Source organism: Gordonia lacunae (genome assembly GCF_002149015.1).
GTDB classification, from domain to species: domain Bacteria; phylum Actinomycetota; class Actinomycetes; order Mycobacteriales; family Mycobacteriaceae; genus Gordonia; species Gordonia lacunae.
Window position 1 is genome coordinate 85,777 of sequence record NZ_NGFO01000007.1, and the last position, 18,241, is coordinate 104,017.

Here is an 18,241-nt window from a genome sequence, read left to right on the forward strand (position 1 = left end):
CCGGAAATGCCGTCATTTCTCGCTGTGATGACCGCCGCGGGGCTGTTCCGGGCGCATCGCCACTTGAAGCCGCTCTATCACCGGAGGGACACATGGTCTTCACCCCGTCGCGATCACTTATCACCGGTGCGAGTGCCGGGATCGGCACAGCACTGGCGCGCCGGCTCGCGGAACGCGGGTCGGACCTCGTGCTCGTCGCGCGGCGGGAGGACCGGTTGCGCGACTTGGCGTCCGAGCTCCAATCTGCCTATGCGGTCACCTGCGAGGTCGTCGCGCTCGATCTGTCCGGCGACCGTCCCGGCGCGACGTTGCGGGCCCGGGTCGAGGGCGATGTCGATCTGGTGGTCAACAACGCCGGCATCGCCGCCCAGGGGTCGTTCATCGACGCCGACGCGGCCGATCTCGACCGCGTCATCGCGGTCGACATGGCCGCGCTGGTCGACGTATGCCACGCGTTCCTGCCAAACATGGCCGCACGCCGCTCCGGGACAATCCTCAACGTGTCAAGCACCACGGCCTTCCAGCCGGTGCCCACCCTGCTGTGTACGCGGCGGCGAAAGCCTTCGTGCTGAGCTTCTCCCAGGCCCTTTGGTGCGAGGCCATCACACACGGCGTGCGGGTGATGGCCTTGGCGCCCGGGCCGACGAAGACCGAGTTCTTCGACGTGATCGGCGAGAACGCCGCCGTCATCGGGTCGCTACAGACCGCCGACCAGGTGGCCCGGACGGCACTGTCGGCACTCGACCGGCGCCGTCCGCCGCTCTATGTCATCTCCGGACGGCGGAACACCCTCGCCGCCGCGGGCGCCAGACTCGCGCCCAAGCGACTGCTCCTGCCGATACTGGCAAGGTCGATGCGCCTTTGATTTCATAAGCCCTCAGGGACGGCGGATTGTGTTGATCCGAGTGGGTGACAGCGAGTTCCCTACTCTCGTGACGGTAGGTTGTAGCGTCGCAGTCACCAGAGTGACCAGTGCGATACCCAGTGCCAGGGCACTTGCGAACCTCACCGTCACTGCGGCGCACAAGGCGGCGAGGATCAGTAGTCCACGCTCGTCGACGTCCACTCAGCACGCCGGTGCGGTCGACGCAGCCGAGTACCGTGCCGGGCGAAAGGGCGGCTCGTCTGCCTCGCGGATCGTTCAAGGGTGTCCACGTTGAACAAGCGCGCCCGCCGTTCGATTGTGTTGTCTAACAGTAGATTTACGAACCAACGACGACCCAGGCGATACATCACATGTGCACTCACTTTCGATGCCTCGCACACCCTGCTCAGCCGATGATGTCCAGTGCCAGCGTGTGTGCTCGATCCAACTCGGCGTCGGCGCCGAAGAGCTCGCGCCGGGTATTGGCCGCACATAGGTAGGCGTCGATGCAGAAGGCGTCGCGGGGTGGGTCGGTGGCGCCGGCGGCGGTGAGTTCCGACTCCAACAGGTCGAGCCACTCACGTTTGAGTGCGCGCACGGCATCGGCGACCGGGCCAGCACGGCGCCCGTATTCGGCAGTGCTGGCAACGATGAAGCAGCCGCCGGGGAAGACATGTGCCCGCTGGTACGCGACCCAGCAGTCCAGCAGTGCCCGCAGCCGCGGTTGTCCGGGCTGTCGGTCCCAGGCCGGGGTGATGACCGTGTCGATATAGATCTGGCGGGCCTCGGCGACTGCCGCGATCTGGATCGCCTCGCGAGTGCCGAAGACGGTGAGGATGCCACTCTTGCTCAGCCCGGTCGCCTGAGCGAGGGAACCTACGGTAATCGAGTCCAGTCCATGGGTTGTTGCGATCGCGGCTGCCGCCCGCGCGGCGGTCCGGCGGGTTCGGTCTCCACGGGCGCGGCGCCCATCAGGTGTCTGTTCAGCTGCCACACACGGATGGTATACGACCGACTGGACGTGATTTGAAATCTCACCTAGCCTCACTAAGCGTCCGATTGATCGCATACTTTGGAGGTGCTGTGTCTGTGAGCTACGAGAAGCTGATAGAAGAACGGGTCGACGTCAATGCCGCTGTCGGTCGGGTGTGGGAATTGATCAGCGACCCGCGCCGCATGTCGGAGTGGAGCCCCCAGGTCGAGTCGGTGCGGCTTCGGGACGGACACGAGACCGTGGGTGTGGGAACCGAGTTCACGAGTCTCAACCGGCTGGGCGAGCTGACATGGACAACGCATGGCAGGATCGTGCGGTTCGAACCCGAGCAGGAGATCGCCTTCCGCGTCACAGAAAACTGGGTCGTGTGGTCGTTGCGGATCACACCGCTACCCACCGGAGGCACCCACATCACTCAGCACCGTCACGCCCCCGACGGCATCTCGCCCTACTCCCTTGAACTCACCGACAACTATCTCGGCGGACAGCAGGAATTCACCCGGGTCCTGCGGGACGGAATGCGACACACCCTGCAACACATCAGAATTACTGCCGAGCAAGACCACGGCCTGTCCCGCCTTACCTGACGTTTCATATCAAGCCGAGCCGCAACAGCCCAACGGTCGTATCGCCGACATTCGTGGGGGAGCCGACGCCCTCTGCGCCCCTCAGTGCAGGTTGTTGTCCGCCTCGTCGATCGGGCCCTTTCGCCATGAATCCGGGGTCCGATTGGGATGGCCGTGACCCGGCGTTCTCGGTGGCCATACGGTGAGCCTTGTCGCCGGGCACCCGTCCTCGTCGATGACTTGGGTGGTGATGGCGGACAAAGGTTCTTCGAGAGGATCGACCCGGTGTCGCGGACTGCTCGGTCTGTACGTGAATGATGAGCGCACGCAGGGGTGAACACACCCGGGGGACAAGCTCTGCAGAACAGGTCTGACAGAAACGTTTGTTCCGCGCAGGGTGCTCGGGGGCTGACATTTCGGGTGGTGTCAGCGGAACATGTCGGCGTTGTCGGCGACCCAGTCGCGGAATGCGCGCGATGGCCGACCAGTGATACGGGTGTAGGCGTCGGAGAGGGGTGGGGTCGCCCCGACGGCGTTACGCCAGTCCTTGATGATCTGACGAACCCACACTGGGGGCACGTGCTGCGCGAGCATCGCGGATGATTCCGCCTCGGTCTGCTCGACCACTGAGATGTGCCGGCCGATCACTTGGCCGATCGTGTCCACCTGCTCCCGCAATGTCATGCGCGCGGGTCCGGTGAGGACCGGCCTCGCGCCGATCAACGTGTCGTCGGTGAGTGCGACGATGGCGACATCGGCGATGTCCCGCTCGTGAATCGGCGCCTGCACGGCCTCCGGATACGGCAGCGGAACCGCGCTGTGCGCCTTGATCTCCCAACTCCAGCGTGCCGCGTTGCTGGCGAAACCGCCGGGACGAAGGAACGTGTACTCCAGCCCCGACTCCTCAACGGCCCGCTCGACCCGCAGGAAGCGAGCCCCATTGAAGTCCTCTGCAGCGCTGGGGTACGTCACCGCCGACGACGACAGCAGCACCACCTGTCCCACCCTCGCTGCGGCGACCGCGTTGAGTAGCGCCTCCGGCTCCGCAATGTCCGCGTACAGGAACACTCGGTCGACAGAATGCAGCGCCTCGGTAAACGAGGCCGGATCGTTGAGATCGGCAGCGAACGCTTCTACCTGTGTCGGTAGCGACAGGTTCTCCGGAGCTCTGCTTGTTGCCCGTACCTCCACCCCCCGCTTCAGCAACCCGTCGACGACCGCACCGCCGACAGCTCCGCTGGCACCCACAACAAGCACCGGCATGATCTTCTCCCATCCAAACGAACAGTGTGCGCGAACATCATTCGTGACGAATAATGATCGTGTCAAGCGCTATGATCGGCGCATGACCGACCAGAGCGAGCCTGTCTCACGGCGGGCGCGTCCCGCGAAGCCTCCGTTGTCGCGCCGCGCGATTCTGGGCGCAGCGAGGGCTTTGATGCGCGAACGAGGTGTTGAGGCGGTGTCGTTGAGGCAGGTCGCCCAGCAGGTCGAGACTGGTCCGGCATCGCTGTACGCGTACTTCGCCAACCGCGATGTCCTCCTTGAACACGTGCTAGATGCCGCGTACGGGGAAGTGGAACTTGTCGAAGTCGGCGCCGGTGGTTGGCGGGAAGCGCTTGTCGCGACGATCAGCAACACCATCGATGCCCTTGAGTCCTATCCCGGTCTCGGTGCCTTCGCTCTGGGTACGATCCCCACGCTCCCCGGCGCGCTTCGCCTCGCCGAGCACGAGCTCGCGCTCATGGAGGCGGGGGCGATTCCGGAAGACCGTGCCGCTCTGGCAGTTGACCTGATCGCCCAGTTCGCTGCGGCGACCGCGATCGAGCACAGGACGCGGAAAGAGCATCCACGCGGCGACGTCGAGCGCCGGCATGTCCGCGCCGCTTACGAGAACGCGGACCCGGCTCTCTTCCCTCGGGTGGCACGGTCGGCCGCATTGCTCACCGGTCCCGACGAGCGTGCGCGCCGCGAGTTCTCGATTCGTGCCATCATCGCGGGCATCCGTACGGACGCGGCCGACGGCCCAGCGGCCTACACGCCCCGGGTCGGGTGACAGCGCGTCTGAAGATGGTGGCTGGCTGGGTTGTGGGGATCAGCCGAAAGTCTCGGCCGACGGCCGCGGCAATCCTCGTCTCTAATTCTGAAAACGTTGGGACGCAATCTCATACGGGGAAGTCAGCCGCCAAGGCTCATGGCTGGAATTGCCCCGGCCGGGGAACGCACCGCGGGGTCTACTCGGTTCAGGAGGTCTCAGTGGTCAGCGCTGGCTGCACGACGAGCGCGACGCGCAGTGACAGGTCTTCGGGATCGATTGGATATCCGAGGATGTCTTCGATCCGCCGGATTCGTTGACTCACGGTGTTGGGGTGAACGCCTAGCCTTCGGCCGCATCGCGAGGGACTGCCCGAGGTCTCGAGGAACTGCTGCAGCGTCGGGAGGAGTCGGTTGCGGCCTTCGTGTTGTAGCAGTGGCCCGAGATGGTCATCTACGAAGCGTGTGGCGAGATCGTGCCGTTGGGAGATCAGGATTGCGACCGAGTCATCTGGGAAGCAGGCGTTCTGTCCTGGGCGGGATGGCACGCGGCTACTGAGCAGCGCCTCCTCATGGGTGTGCCGAAAGCCCTCGATTCCCGCTCGAGGCGCGCCGAACGCTACCTGCACTCCGGGCGAGAGCTTGAGGTTACGCAGGCGCCGGTAGGTCGAATGGGATATCGGGGTGAACCATCCGTACACGCTGGATGTCCCCGAGGGAACGGCGAGTTGCTGGCGGGCGAGCGCTGCGATGTGTCGTCGTGCGGATTCGCCGACCTGTCCGGAGACGCTGTCGTCGTCGGTCCATGCCACGTAGCCGATGTGGGTCTCGTCGACTCGATATCCGACTCGTTCGTAGAGCGCAGACGGATCGAGAGTTCCGGCCAGTACGCCTTTGACGATCTCACCGCGTCGCGACTCGCGTTCCTGCATCATCGACATGCGGACTTGGTTGAACGAAACGACGGTCTCGCTGGTCATGGCCTGCATGTACTGGAACATGAGTATCGAACTCGCTTCGAGCTCATCTGCCCGATGAGGGTCAGGGAGCGGTGACGCGCGCAGAAAGCGGGTGTAGCCGCTCCACATCTTGGCGTGACCTACTTCATAGGAGCGAAGGATTGCCGATAGTGGCGCGTCGGCAAGCGCCATGAGTTCCCCGAAGTCGCGCGCAGCAGTCGGCAGCGCGGACGTGCCGTGGTCGTCGGATGAAAAGCTCGCGCGCAAGACCGGCAGGTGGGAGACGACCGAGGAACGCAACGCATCTCTGGTTCCCGGAGGGCCTTCATGGAGCGCTGGCACTTCTGCCCACAAGTCGTCGGCGAGGTGGATGAAGCCGTCCACCCCGACTTCGTCAAGCCATGCGACGAACGATGCCGCCGGTCCTGAGTCGCCCGCCATACCACCAGCATAAGGACGGTCCGGCCCGGATGTGGTCGTGGTCACACACCACAAATGAGTGTGACGTGGCGACATTGTTGGCGCTGCCCTCCTCTACGACGCTGGGTGCATCCCACCGATGAAGGAGCCGTTCATGAATCAGACACCCGACCCTCTCAACGGATTGCGTGTTGCCGTCACCGTCGATGACCAATTTCAGTGGACGGGTATCCCGTTTCCCGAGGGACACGGGCCGAAGTCTGTCTCGCGTGCCATGATCGAGGCGTTCGCGAACCACAGAGTTCCCGAGGTGTACGCCTTCAACAGCACCGCACCCACCGAGGACGACCCCGGCGCTCTGAGCATCCTGGACGACTGGTGTGCGGCCGGGCACCACGTCGGCAATCACACGCACCAGCACATCAGTCTCAACTGGCTCGACGTCGACACATACCTGAGCGACGTCGACAAGAGCGAAGAAATACTCCGTCCGTGGATCGAGCGGGCTCCCTCTCGCTACTTCCGCTACGCCTTCGCAATGGATGGCGACACCCGGGAGAAGACTCGGGGGGTCCAGACCCACCTCACACGCACCGGGTACCTGTCGTCTCCGGTCACCTTGTGGTTCTACGATGCGCAGTTCGCGGTCGCCTATCAGCGCGCTCTAGCCCTCGGCGACCGCGAGGCGCAACAGTGGCTGGAAGACGCACTCGTGCAGACCGCGGTCGATCAGACCCGCCGGCAGGCGGCGGCCGCCGCGCGCGCCATCGGCCGTTCACCAGACCACATCCTCCTCGTTCACGGCACCACCGTGGCCGGCGCCACTCTCGACCGCATCTTGGCGGAGCTGGCTCGTCTCGGCGTTGAGTACATCACCTCCGAGGAGGCGATGCGTGATCCTGCCAATGCCGTCGGCTCGCCGCGGACGACCCGACAGTTTCGCAACTCCTCACAAAAGTGGGCCGAGTTCGCCGGCGTTGCACTCGATGATGTACCGCCGGCGATCCTTGCCGAGGTTGAGGAAGTTGCCAAGATCGACGGCCAGAGCTGGAACGAAGTGCTCGGTGGTGCCACGGCCGAGTGGGCCAAACGGATCCCGTTCACGCCGATGCCCTCCGATTTCCACTGAAGGGGGGCAGCGGATATGAGCAACCCCGCCCTCATTACGTGCGGTCGATTCGGGCGCACGCTGCCCGAAGTGCAGGACCGTGCCGCACGGCTCGCCACGGCACTGGCCGGCGTCGGTGTCGGCCCGGGTGACAGAGTCGCGATCGTCATGCGCAACGATGTCGCCTTTCTCGAGGTGACCCTCGCTGCCGGGCTCATCGGTGCAGCACCCGTCCCGATCAACTGGCACTGGACAGGAGACGATCTGGCGCACGCGCTCAGCGACAGCGGCGCGAACGTGGTCGTCGTGCACACGGATCTCCTTGCTGCCGTTCGCAAACGAGCGAAACCAGATGTCGCCATCGTCGAGGCGGCCGTCCCGTCAGAGATTTCTGACGCCTACGGCTCCAAGGCCCCGTCGACGTCCGGCGATTTCCCGCTGCTGCAGGACTGGAGCACGCGGCCCGAACCGTGGTCTGGACCGACACCCCCCGCGCCCATGAGCGTGATCTACACCTCCGGCACCACAGGTCGGGCGAAAGGTGTTCTGAGGGAACCGATCCGCGATGAAGACCGTCCGCACGTCGTCTCCACCATCGCCGAGCTGTGGCACCTCGAGCCAGATGGCACCACAGTGGTGCCGGCGCCGCTTTATCACTCCGCCCCCAACGTGCATGCCATGTTCGCAGTGGCAATGGGGATGAACGTCCACCTCATGCCCAAGTTCGATGCCGAAGAGCTACTCCGCTTGATCGAAGAACATCGGGTGGACAGCATCCAGGTGGTTCCCACGATGCTCACCAGACTTCTGCAACTCCCGAAGGAAAAACGCAACGCCTACGATGTCTCGTCTCTCAAGGCCATCGTTCACGCCGCAGCGCCCTGCCCACCCCACGTCAAGACACAGATCATCGACTGGTTCGGGCCCATCGTGTCCGAGTACTACGGAGGTGCCGAGATCGGGGCCTTCACAGCGTGTAGCTCAGCGGAGTTTCTCGCACATCCAGGCACAGTCGGCCGGCCAATCAAGGACGCCGACATTCGGATTCTTGACGCCAACGGTATTGAGGTGCCTGAGGGGATTGACGGCCAGATCTACGGTCGGTGCTTCACCGGATGGCCCGACTTCACCTACATCGGCGACCCAGGCAAGCGCGAGAACATGGAACGCGACGGCTACCTGAGCCTCGGTGACATCGGTCATGTTCGCGACGGATATCTCTACCTCAGCGACCGTCTGACCGACATGGTGGTTTCCGGCGGAGTGAACATCTACCCAGCCGAGATCGAAGGATGCCTGCTCGAACTCGACGGTGTCGCCGATGTCGCCGTCTTCGGGATCCCCGACGCCGACCTCGGCGAAGTGCTCGCTGCGTACATCGAACCGAGTCAAGGCAAGGAAATCGATCCCGGTGCGGTTCGGGCGCACGTCGCGTCACGCTTGGCGAGATACAAGATGCCCCGAGAAGTCGTGATCACCGACTCCCTGCCCCGGGAGGACACCGGCAAGTTGTTCAAACGCCTACTGCGCGAACCATACTGGCGCGACGAAAGGTCGCTGGCGCCGGGGGAGTCGTCATGACATCCCTGGTCCGCAGGGAACAGCCGGCGCCAGCGGTTGCACGGCTGGTCCTCAACCGCCCGGAACGACGCAACGCCCAGAACCCGCAGATGCTCTACGACCTCGACGCTGCCTTCGGCGACTGCGCCCGTGACGACAGCATCAAGGTCATAGTCCTGTCAGGTGCGGGCCCGGACTTCTCCTCGGGGCACGATGTTGATGAACGCGAGTCGACGATCCCCGCCGATCCGGTGGCGACCTTCGGTGCGGGATTGGGCGCACCGGGGGTGGAGGGCAGGCATGCCTTTGAGTGTGAGGCCTACCGGGGTTTGTGTCGCCGTTGGCGAGATCTGCCCAAACCGACCATCGGGCAAGCGCACGGACGCAGCATCGCGGGTGGCCTCATGCTGTTGTGGCCGATGGACCTCATCATTGCATCCGAAACGGCGACGTTCGCCGACCCCGTTGTCGCATTCGGGCTCAACGGGGTGGAGTACTTCTCCCACGTATGGGAGGTCGGGCACCGCAAGGCCAAAGAAATGCTCTTCACTGGGGCGCCACTGACAGCGGGTGAAGCGCTGGCCCTGGGAATGGTCAACCACGTGGTTGCAGACGATGACCTCGACGAATTCACCGTCGACCTGGCGCGGAGGATCGCCGCGATGCCTGCGTATGGTCTACGGCTCGCCAAAGCCAGCGTCAACGCCTCTCTCGACGCTCAAGGTTACGAATCCGCTGTCAGTGCGGGATTTGTCCAGCACATGCTGGGACACGCCAGCAACCTCGCCCAGTACGGGGACATCATCAACCCCGACGGCGCCGACCTGATCCGACAATTAGCCCGACGAGAGCAGTACCCATGATCTGGGATCAAAATTCCAATCCGTCCGATGCGAGATGGTGTCGTCGAACGCGTAGGAGTTTTGCGAATTGTCACCACCACTGACTCGTTGGTCGACGAGTGGGGGCCGCGTCGTACAGCAGCCCAACTCCAGACATCGCTGGATGTATTGTGCGACCGTTACGACTCTGACCGTGTCGCTATTCCGGATGTCGACCCGATCGATCTCAGCGGACAGCGGCGCAACAAGGCCCTGCTAGTTCCGGTAAGGGACGTCGACGCTTGAGGGGAGAGGCGACGAGTTTCGCCTCGGCCATCTCGTTGGGGCTCGAATTTGATCACTGAAATCATTTGGGCGGGCTGGTCAGAGTCGTATGTGCCGCCGGCGTTGTGAGCTGGTGCCGATCGCGCCCGAGTTGTCCTGGGCAATCGCGCACGGTCTACATGAGGTCATCCCTGAGACTGCACTGCCCAGCGAAGCATTGATCACGACTCTCGCGCTCCGGGTGCAATTGTTCGGGAGAGCGCGAGAATGGCTGTGTCGTAATGACCCTCACCAACCGACTAGCCGGGTGTGCATCCTGCCGTTGGAATCGACCGACGCGAGCTGGGCGACAGGCGCTTACCGATCAGACGGTGAGAAATCTACAACGCCACGACACTCATTGGTCAGCAGCGGCCCGGCCGGCTCTTCTACGGCACAGTCCCCACCTACAGGGCTTGAACACCAGTTGTCGAGGTTCCGCGTGTCAGCGCGGCGGTAGCACTCGCCGCGCGGACCTCCAGAGATTTGAAGGCGTCGCTCACCGCCGACTCATAGTGGCGGGCACCAAAGACCTCACCGGCGACGGAAATAACCCGTGTATGCAAGTTGTCGATCGCCGCACCGGCGGCACACTCGCGGCCCTTCCGGCACGCCGGGTGGTCACGGGTTCTTTCTGGGGAATCGTTTTGCGCGGTTGCGCGCGAGGGCTTTCGTGGCGTGTTCGGATGCTGTTTGGGCGTTCTCGGGTTCAGCGACGGGGCGTGGGGTGTCGTGGGTTGGTCGGCGTGGTGGTAGCCGCGGGCGCTCCGGCCATCGGCCTAAATCGCCCGCGCCAGCGGCGAGCGTCTGGACTGTGAAGTAGGTGACGGTGCGTGCCAGCCACCACAACATGTGTCCTGCCCATCTGAGGTACCTGCGCATCAGAAGATCGACTTCCATACTGAGGTGATACCGCTGCCGACGGCTTTGACTCCGGAGTTGATGCCGTTGGTGACACCGTCGGGAAGTTTGTCGTAGGCCCATTTGCCGCCGTAGTAGACACCTGCGCCGACGCCGGCTGCTATGACGACGGGCACGAGGCCAGGGCCCAGGAGCGCGGCAGTGGCAATGGTGGCGCCTGCGCTGAGGGCTCCTACGGTGACCGCCTTACCGGGCTCGATGCCGTTCTTGATGTCCATGTACATGCCGACGGGCGCGGCGACGGCCGGAGCAAGTTTGCCGAAGCGGACGGCGTAGTCGAAGGTCTTCATGCTGGCGTTGGCGACTTGGGGGTTGTTGTCTAGCCATCCAGCGATCGCCATGCTGACCGCGATGTTCGACGCCAACTTCGACCCCTGCGATACTGCCTGGCCGGTGAGTAGCTTGGGTGCGGCGTTAGCGGCTGCGGTCATCATTGGTGTGCCGTACTTGTCGAAGAGCGTCTGGTTGCCGTCTTTGTCGATGACACTGCGGGTACCGTCTGAGAACCAGATGACTTTGCTTCCGTCTGCGCCGGCAGTGACTTCGGCCGAGGTGCCATCACCCACGTTGGGAATGTAGGCAGTCCCGTCGTCGTGGACGTATATCGTCCGCCCCTGCTCGTCGGTGGTGACGGCAACGATTCTGTGAGTGTTGATGGTTCCGTCTGGGTCAGGGTCTGAACGAGTCATCACTGTGTCGCCTTGCGGAGTGGTCGCTTGAGTGATGATGTTGCCTTGATCTCCGGTCACGGCCGAATCGCTGCTGACGTGGCCTTCGGGCGTGTCAGTCTCGGTGTGTATGGAGCCGTCGTAGTTGGTGGTGGAGTGCGAGGTGTATTGACCGCCATCCGGGGATGTGTATTCGGTGTCGACTCCTCCATCGCCGGTCGGTGTGGACTGGCTGTATCCATTGCCCGACGTCCCCGGCTCGGTGTAGACGGTGCCGTCGGGGTAGGCGATCGAGTTCGAACCGTCCGGATTAGCCGTCCAAGTCGTGACGCCGCCGTTGCCGTCGGGCACTGAGCGGGTCTGGGTTGTGGTCCCATCGGCGTTGGCGATGCTTGTGTCGACACTGCCGCCGGAGGCGGGGACTGGGGTTGATGTCGACGTGATCGTCCCACCGTGGCCGTCTTGAGTGGTGGTGACTACCGAACCGTCAGGAGCGGTTGTCGCGGTGGAGGTCTGAGATTGTTGTGGCTGTTGGAACCCGTCGATGCCGTTACCGTCAGGATCTTGCGGTGTGCATAGATTGTCGGTGGGGTCGGCCAGGATCGGGTACAAGGCGTTGTCGGCGGGGGCGACGTGCTGGATGAGGTCACCGTTGTCGGCGACGGTGTACCAGGTCTTTTGTGGACGCCCTGCACTGTCATAGGCCCACGGCCGTGCGACAGACCGAATCGGATTGCCGTTGCGGTCGTACACGGTGGCAGATCCGTCGGGGTTGATGCGTGTGGTGCCGCCCGGGGGAACGTTCATCGCGAACCGATAATCACGGGGACTGGTGGAGTCGTTGATCAGTACCAAGCGGGTGGGGCCGATCTGAGCGCGGTGAGAACCACCCCGCTGCAACAGACTCCATGACCTCATGCTGCCAGCCCCGCCGTCGTGGCGGCCAGTTCCGGTGCGTTCGTGCAGGGTCCGGGCTCGTGGATGAGAGATGGCAAGTGCGGCAGCCCCGGCCAGCACCCACGCTCCCAGCGGGACCGTCGAGTCCCGGTCCGAAGAGTTCGGATCGAGTAGTACCTGTGCACGAGAGTCCTCCGATAGGCGGGCAGCGGTGGACGGACTCGTGAGTGGCTGGGCGGTGCGGGATGCGTGCGACGACGCATCCGATGTCGCCGGTGCCGTTGGTCGCGCCGCGGTGCGATTGTCGCCAACGGCCGGCGCCCCGCGGTCCGGGGTCGGTGCGGTGCTCTCGGCCACGGAAGCGCTCGGCGGGGGTCCACTCTGTGGCGTCGAGGACTGTCCGGGGACCGGGACGATCGGGATGCTGTTACCGTCCCCGGGGCCCGGCCCGGGGTTGCCCGCAATTCCGGGGCCACTGCCTGCGTTGTCAGCCCCGGGTCCGATGGTGGGTGGCCGGGTGTTCTGTGTGGGCGGCGGAGTGTAGGTGGGCACGCTGATGCAGGGCCAGTTAGCGCCGTACTGTGCGCGCATCTGATCGCATAACGCATCTGCTCGTGCCGATGGCGCTGAACCGGCCGCTGCGATCAGTGCCAGCACCCCGGCGCCACTGAGGGTACCGAGCAGGATCAACAACGTCGACGCGGTCAATGATCGGTGGTGGCCGCGACCCCGCTGGGCGGCACCGTCGGCAAGCCCCCCCAATCGTAAGCGGTTCATCGGTTCCCGATCACCCTGGCGAGGATCGCGTCGGCGCCGGTCCAGAACCAGCGTCCGGCGATCGACATCACCAGAAAGAACACCAAAACCACCGGAATCTGACCCCACCGATCTGACCACTGCCCCAAGTTCGACAGATTCGCTGCGGCCAAGACCAGTAACACGCACCCGGCAACAAACAAGCCAGCCTTCATTAGCGGGACTGTGTTCGCCGGCGTGGGCCCGACCGGTGCAGGAGCAGACGTTTCCTGCTCGGCCAGAGCCACCGGACGAAGGGGTGTGGTCGCCGAATGCCTGGCGTCCACATCGCGGGCATGGAAAGTGGCCGTGCTCATGGCACAAGCTCCTTCGAGAGTGCGGCTATAAGAGGGAATCAGAGGTAGTGGGGTTGGCCGTAGACGTTGATGGTGTTGTCGTTGGTGGGGGTGGAGATGGCGAGGGTGGTGTAGGCGCGTACGGCGACGGGGCCGAGGCAGCCGTCGACTTTGACGTGGACGCCGTCGACGGTGAGTCCGGCAGAAGGTCCGGCGAGTTTTTTGGTGCCGAAGGGGATGTTGGCGATGGTGCCGGGTTTCAAGGTGGTGGAGATGTTGCCGTTGGCTTGGGCGCCGACGATCAGTGCTGGTGGCCAGGAGATCGACATTTGGGCGGTGGGGCCGGCGGTGATGCCGAGGGTTATCCCGGAGGTGACGTCGGTGTTGCAGCCGATCTGGAAGCCGGCGGTGATGGTGCCGGCCGAGACTGCGGTACGGCCGGCGCCGGTGATGCGTCCTTCGCCGCGTAGTGACAGGAATCCTTCACGGGTCCAGGGTGATTGGTTGAGGGGTGCGACGCTGCGGACTTTCTCGTCGGCTTTGATGGCGGTGACCCGCCATCCGTCGGCGGTGGTTTTCGACACCTGGTGATCGGGAAAGGTGGCCGGCGCCGCAGTGCCGGGCCCGGCGCCGACCACCAGACCGACCGCGACAGCGACCGCTGCCACTCCCGTGACCACGCGTCGACGCGCGCTGCCCCGCAGGCCACACCCAGTATCAACATCAACGTACCAACCATTCGCTATCGTGAATACGGAGAGTCCACCACACGACTCTGATATTCACTATCGAAAACTGCCGGTTGTGACAGACGCAACACTCGGTGCTAACCGCTGGGGGCGCAGCGTTGCGCCGACAAGCAGCGAGAGAGGGGGTGAAATAGGTGGGGGAGGCGGTGGACGCCGACCCCAGCGGCGATGCCGACGGCGTTGTAGAGGAGGGGTTGGCGTGGGCTGAGTTGATCAACGCGTTGTTCGAGCACACGCGCGGGGTGATTCGACGCGATCGGCGCCCTGAGCACCCTCACCTGATGTTGATGTCGGCAACTGAGTGGCCAGCGAAACCCTGATGGCTTTGTCAGTGGTAGTCGCTGTCGTGGTGGCGCTCTTTGCCGCCGCGCCGCTCCCACAGGATGGTGAGTTGGTGGACGCCGAGCCCGATGGAGCTGGCGACCAGGAACAAGCCAGCGCCGATGTAGACCCGGTGTGGTAACTCACCGGGTAGTCGAGCTCCGAACCTTTGATCAAGCTCTCCGACCCCTGGTTTCGGGCTGGCAGAGATCTGCTGAGGTCATGACCTTGAGATCGCAGGTCTGAGGGTTGGCGACCATGGAGATACCCCAGAAAAGGGCGTAGACGCCCAGACACAGGCATATCGGTACGGACAGCAAGAAACGAAGGTCCCGGAAGTCTGAACCCCCGGGGCGGGGGGGGGCGATTCGCCCCGAAGCGTGTCTACCCATGAGTGTGCGTCTTTCTCACTCTCGACGTCTGACAGGGCCGCGCCCTCTGCTTGTGTTGGCGATGGCCACATCAATGCACCATCCGACGCGCATGATGCACTATCGTGAATACCATGACGGTGGTAGTTGGTGAGCGGCAGGTCGCGATCCCGGCAGCCGCGATCCCCGATCCGGAGGTGCGGCACGAGTGGGAACACTTCCGCGGGTTCGGTTGGGAAGATCGGCGTATCGCGTGCCGGTTGGGTATCGACTGGACCACGGTGCGCAAGTGGGCGAGTCAGTTCGCCCGTACCGGCACCGCGCCGAAGCATCGTCCGCGCGCGACTCGTCGTCGTGAATTGGTTGCCCAGATGCGCGCGGCGGGAGTCGATCACAGCACCATTGCTGAACGGCTCGGTGTGAGCAGGCGCACCATCTATGACGACTGCTTCCGCCTGGGCATCACCGAACGCCGCACCTCGTGATGCACTCACCCGAACCGCCGGGTGTTGACGTCCTGGGTGGGCGGTGGGGGTGGGTTGGTATCGGCCGCGACCGCCTGGATATCAATGATGCGTTCTATGTGTTTGTGGCGCTGCCGATCACGATCTCGGCGCTCATCGGTCCCCGGTCTGTATGGGATGTGGTGGTCACCGTGTGCGGGGTGATCCTCCTCGTGCGCGCCGCGATCCGCGTCGGCCTGCACGTCGCTGGCCGGCTCCCAACTCAGCGCACCCGGGCCCCACGCCATCAAGCCTGAACGGTATGAGGTCGAGCCGGGGCCGAATCGTTGTCCGAGTGGTGCGGGCTTGGCCACTGTTCAGGTTCAATTCACTACAGTCCCGACGACGATACCGGGGTCTGGTTGCAAACTGCGGTGCTGTACCTGACATAATGTATCTTATCGGCACAGCGGAAGATGACTGTGGCAAGCACAAAGGCCTGCCTCTGTATCGCGGGTAACCGGGACGACTCATCGTCAGTGGGTCCGTCGCTGTGACAGTTCCAGTGGCAGTTCGAGCTTTGCTTCCGGTGCAGTTCCGGTATGGCCGCGTGGTGGCGGCCACGGCGCCGAACATGAAACCATCGGCTCCCTTGCAGCCTGGCTTTCTCCTCGGGTGGCTTCCTGTGGGACTCATCCCGCCTCGGAGCGGCCCCGCCGCGGATGTGCGGCTCCCAGTCATTTCGTCACCCGTGACGAAATGACTGGGAGCCGCACAGGCTCGAATGCGATTGGGCTACACGGTTCGTCGCCTCATCGAATCGTGTAGACGAGTCCCAGGCCGTCGGCAGCGAGGGTGACCATGAAGTCCTGCGCCTGGCGGAGAAACTCATTGGCGTAGTCGGCGCTCGAGTACGGCACGGCCTCGATGATGTCGGTCTCCACGATCGGCTCGACCATGACAATGTCTTCGGCAATTTGTTGAACAACGTCGGGAGGCAACACATGGACGAACCCGACATGGCCACCGTACTTCCCCACCGGCGTCACGTTTCCTTTGACAAGCTCCAAGGAGATGCGCGGTTGTAATCGGCCGTCACTCACAGCGAAGACGTGCTGGAGCTCTCGCCAAGCCTTGTCGAGATACAGCATCCGGGGGCGGTCTTCTTCTGGTCCCCATGCGTCCATGAGCGGGTCAGCCGAGAGGAACGGATACGGATTGCGTCGAGCCGCGTCCACATCACTCGGCTGCAACGGGTAGGCGTAGTAGCGAATTCCCATGTGCGGAATACTGACAGGGGAACCAGCTCGTGACCGGAGGTCGGACCCCGGTGTGGAGAACTCCGGTTGTGGCCGACGCCTTGTGGAGTGTCACCTGGGTCGAGCGTCGGCGCGGATTTCTGGGTTGTTGGCTGCCGGACACACGAGGAGAGTAGTTCCTATGTCTCACAACGAGTCACGCTCCGACCGGTCGCCGATGGCGAACAAGGTCGCGCAGACCACCGGGCACGCCATTCGTGCTGCGCGCGCCCACGACTCCGAGGCGTTCGATGCCGCGGCCGACCTGCTTGCGTTGCACCATGAGTCACGTGAGGTGCACGCGCTCATGCTGCGCGAACTGCTCGAGACCGTCTTTCCCGATGGGCTTACCGGCGATGATGTGTCCGAGGTGTTGACCGATACGAGCCGGGCTGTCGCAACATGGAATCCTGCCGTCAATCCCGCGGCTGTGGCGCTGGTGCTGACCGGTGCGTTGGGAGTGAGCGACACCGCCGACCCCCATGCGGTGTCGTCCGCCGGCCTGGTGGGCACCGAGACCACCGCTGCTGCACTGGTGGTCATCACCCACCTCGCCGCACGTGCCGAGGTCGACCCGACAGCGTACGTGAACCGAGCTGTGGAGGAGATCCGTCGTGCCCAGACGATGGAGATGCCTTGATCAGCGGTCACCTGGCGGCCGCGAGCCGCCAGTCCTCGTGGACTGAGCCATTGCGCCGTGGGCGGGGACGGGCCTGACTAGATCGCTCGTGCTGTTACTCGGTCGCAACGCGTACGACGATCTTGCCGCGCACATGACCGGATTCGCTGCGTTCGTGGGCGCCGGCGGCATCGGCCAGATCGAACACCTCGGCAATCTCCGGCGTGAGGTCGCCCGCCTCGCCGAGTCGAGCCAGCTCGGCGAGATCAGCACAATCGGGCCGAACCCACACGTAGTGGCCGCCGAATTCGTCGCGGGCCCGCGCATCGGTGATCGAGGCGACGGTGCCGCCGTCGCGCAGCACGTCCCTGACCGAGTCGAGCGCGTCACCGCCGACATAGTCGAGCACCACGTCGACGCCCTCGGGCGCGAGTGCGCGTACCCGGTCGGCCAGACCCTCCCCATATGTGGTGGGCTCGGCCCCGAGGGTTCGGAGGAAATCGTGATTGGACTCCGAGGCGGTGCCGATCACGCGTGCGCCGAGCGATCGTGCGATCTGGACCGCGAACGACCCGACGCCGCCCGCGGCGGCATGAACCAAGACCGTGTGACCTGACTGCACGCCTGCGCGGCGGATCGTCTGGTAGGCCGTGAGACCGGCGAGCGGAGCCGCCGCTGCCGCCTCGAACGACCAGCCGGACGGCTTGTGCGCGAGCGTCCGTACCGGGGCGGCGACGAGCTCCGCGAACGTACCGCCTGCCACTTCCCCACCGACAACGTCTTTACGGACGTAACCGAACACCTCGTCGCCGACCTCGAACTCGGGCGTGTCCAACCCGACCCGCTCGACCACGCCGGCGACATCCCAGCCCGGGACGACCGGGAACACGGTGTCCATGATCTCTGCGAGGTAGCCCTCGCGGACCTTCCAGTCCACCGGATTCACACTCGACGCCCGAACGCGTACCAGCACGGAATCGGGACCGACCTTGGGCGCGGGGAGATCGGTCAGTTCGAGGACATCGGGGCCGCCGAAGCGGGTGTACGTGATTGCTCGCATGGTGGCACCAACGGGTGGATCGACGGAATGATTCCAACAGCAGTGAGAGATCTGCCATGCGTCACACCGTGACGATCGTGATGCGCGACCGGATGCGTCCGACATCCGGCCGGAGCGGGATGTCGTCCAGCGCGGGAAAATCAGTGCACGTC

Annotated in this window: 17 protein-coding genes and 1 pseudogene; 10 read left to right on the forward strand and 8 right to left on the reverse strand. The window is 64.2% G+C overall.

Annotated features, from left to right (window positions below):
- Nucleotides 1–92: 92 nt before the first annotated feature.
- A pseudogene (locus tag CA982_RS26835) lies at nt 93–613 on the forward strand (SDR family NAD(P)-dependent oxidoreductase); the annotation flags it as partial.
- Nucleotides 614–622: 9 nt separating this feature from the next.
- Nucleotides 623–865 carry an SDR family oxidoreductase gene (locus tag CA982_RS26840; RefSeq protein ID WP_244176170.1) on the forward strand — a complete coding sequence of 81 codons (243 nt, stop codon included), beginning with the start codon at nt 623–625 and terminating at the stop codon, nt 863–865.
- 406 nt (nt 866–1,271) lie between these two features.
- Here CA982_RS26840 and CA982_RS08040 read toward each other — a convergent pair whose 3' ends face one another.
- Complete coding sequence (locus CA982_RS08040) at nt 1,272–1,859, reverse strand: TetR/AcrR family transcriptional regulator (protein WP_086534808.1); 588 nt, start codon at nt 1,857–1,859, stop codon at nt 1,272–1,274.
- A 95-nt stretch (nt 1,860–1,954) separates the two neighbouring features.
- Between CA982_RS08040 and CA982_RS08045 the strand changes: the two genes are divergently transcribed.
- Nucleotides 1,955–2,446: an SRPBCC family protein gene (locus tag CA982_RS08045; RefSeq protein ID WP_244176171.1), complete on the forward strand. Its 492-nt coding sequence runs from the start codon at nt 1,955–1,957 to the stop codon at nt 2,444–2,446.
- Between the two features lie 405 nt (nt 2,447–2,851).
- Here the strand turns inward: CA982_RS08045 and CA982_RS08050 are convergent, their stop codons facing one another.
- The gene (locus CA982_RS08050; protein WP_086534810.1) at nt 2,852–3,688 is read right to left on the reverse strand and encodes an SDR family oxidoreductase; all 837 of its coding nucleotides are present in this window, start codon (nt 3,686–3,688) and stop codon (nt 2,852–2,854) included.
- Nucleotides 3,689–3,770: 82 nt separating this feature from the next.
- Here CA982_RS08050 and CA982_RS08055 point away from each other — a divergent pair, with 82 nt between their 5' ends.
- Nucleotides 3,771–4,481: a TetR/AcrR family transcriptional regulator gene (locus CA982_RS08055; protein ID WP_086534811.1), complete on the forward strand. Its 711-nt coding sequence runs from the start codon at nt 3,771–3,773 to the stop codon at nt 4,479–4,481.
- 187 nt (nt 4,482–4,668) lie between these two features.
- On the opposite strand, the gene CA982_RS08060 is transcribed toward CA982_RS08055, so the two are convergent.
- Nucleotides 4,669–5,859 (reverse strand): PucR family transcriptional regulator, encoded by a 1,191-nt coding sequence (locus CA982_RS08060; protein ID WP_158097802.1) that lies wholly within the window; start codon nt 5,857–5,859, stop codon nt 4,669–4,671.
- 133 nt (nt 5,860–5,992) lie between these two features.
- Here CA982_RS08060 and CA982_RS08065 point away from each other — a divergent pair, with 133 nt between their 5' ends.
- From CA982_RS08065 to CA982_RS08075, 3 genes are read left to right on the forward strand one after another with little or no spacing between them, the layout of a single operon-like run.
- Nucleotides 5,993–6,967 carry a polysaccharide deacetylase family protein gene (locus CA982_RS08065; protein WP_158097803.1) on the forward strand — a complete coding sequence of 325 codons (975 nt, stop codon included), beginning with the start codon at nt 5,993–5,995 and terminating at the stop codon, nt 6,965–6,967.
- A 15-nt stretch (nt 6,968–6,982) separates the two neighbouring features.
- Complete coding sequence (locus CA982_RS08070) at nt 6,983–8,527, forward strand: AMP-binding protein (protein ID WP_086534814.1); 1,545 nt, start codon at nt 6,983–6,985, stop codon at nt 8,525–8,527.
- The gene (locus CA982_RS08075; RefSeq protein ID WP_086534815.1) at nt 8,524–9,369 is read left to right on the forward strand and encodes an enoyl-CoA hydratase; all 846 of its coding nucleotides are present in this window, start codon (nt 8,524–8,526) and stop codon (nt 9,367–9,369) included. Before CA982_RS08070 ends, CA982_RS08075 begins: the two co-directional genes overlap by 4 nt.
- A gap of 1,163 nt (nt 9,370–10,532) precedes the next feature.
- On the opposite strand, the gene CA982_RS08080 is transcribed toward CA982_RS08075, so the two are convergent.
- The 3 genes from CA982_RS08080 to CA982_RS08090 form a co-directional block, all read right to left on the reverse strand.
- Complete coding sequence (locus CA982_RS08080; RefSeq protein WP_086534816.1) at nt 10,533–12,047, reverse strand: RHS repeat protein; 1,515 nt, start codon at nt 12,045–12,047, stop codon at nt 10,533–10,535.
- Nucleotides 12,048–12,910: 863 nt separating this feature from the next.
- Nucleotides 12,911–13,249 carry a hypothetical protein gene (locus CA982_RS26845; RefSeq protein ID WP_244176172.1) on the reverse strand — a complete coding sequence of 113 codons (339 nt, stop codon included), beginning with the start codon at nt 13,247–13,249 and terminating at the stop codon, nt 12,911–12,913.
- 38 nt (nt 13,250–13,287) lie between these two features.
- Nucleotides 13,288–13,896: an MspA family porin gene (locus CA982_RS08090; RefSeq protein ID WP_244176173.1), complete on the reverse strand. Its 609-nt coding sequence runs from the start codon at nt 13,894–13,896 to the stop codon at nt 13,288–13,290.
- A 907-nt stretch (nt 13,897–14,803) separates the two neighbouring features.
- On the opposite strand from CA982_RS08090, the gene CA982_RS08100 reads away from it, so the two are divergent.
- Both CA982_RS08100 and CA982_RS08105 read left to right on the forward strand, forming a co-directional pair.
- A complete protein-coding gene (locus tag CA982_RS08100) occupies nt 14,804–15,154 on the forward strand; it encodes a helix-turn-helix domain-containing protein (protein WP_086534819.1) in 351 nt (116 codons plus the stop codon).
- Nucleotides 15,154–15,429, forward strand: coding sequence for a hypothetical protein (locus CA982_RS08105; protein ID WP_086534820.1), 276 nt, complete (start codon nt 15,154–15,156; stop codon nt 15,427–15,429). The genes CA982_RS08100 and CA982_RS08105 overlap by 1 nt, the downstream gene beginning before the upstream one ends.
- A gap of 495 nt (nt 15,430–15,924) precedes the next feature.
- On the opposite strand, the gene CA982_RS08110 is transcribed toward CA982_RS08105, so the two are convergent.
- Entirely contained in the window at nt 15,925–16,392 is a 468-nt protein-coding gene (locus CA982_RS08110; protein WP_086534821.1) for a hypothetical protein, read from the reverse strand.
- A 160-nt stretch (nt 16,393–16,552) separates the two neighbouring features.
- Here CA982_RS08110 and CA982_RS08115 point away from each other — a divergent pair, with 160 nt between their 5' ends.
- The gene (locus CA982_RS08115) at nt 16,553–17,050 is read left to right on the forward strand and encodes a hypothetical protein (protein WP_086534822.1); all 498 of its coding nucleotides are present in this window, start codon (nt 16,553–16,555) and stop codon (nt 17,048–17,050) included.
- Nucleotides 17,051–17,144: 94 nt separating this feature from the next.
- On the opposite strand, the gene CA982_RS08120 is transcribed toward CA982_RS08115, so the two are convergent.
- Nucleotides 17,145–18,089 (reverse strand): NADP-dependent oxidoreductase, encoded by a 945-nt coding sequence (locus tag CA982_RS08120; protein WP_086534823.1) that lies wholly within the window; start codon nt 18,087–18,089, stop codon nt 17,145–17,147.
- Nucleotides 18,090–18,241 lie beyond the last annotated feature (152 nt).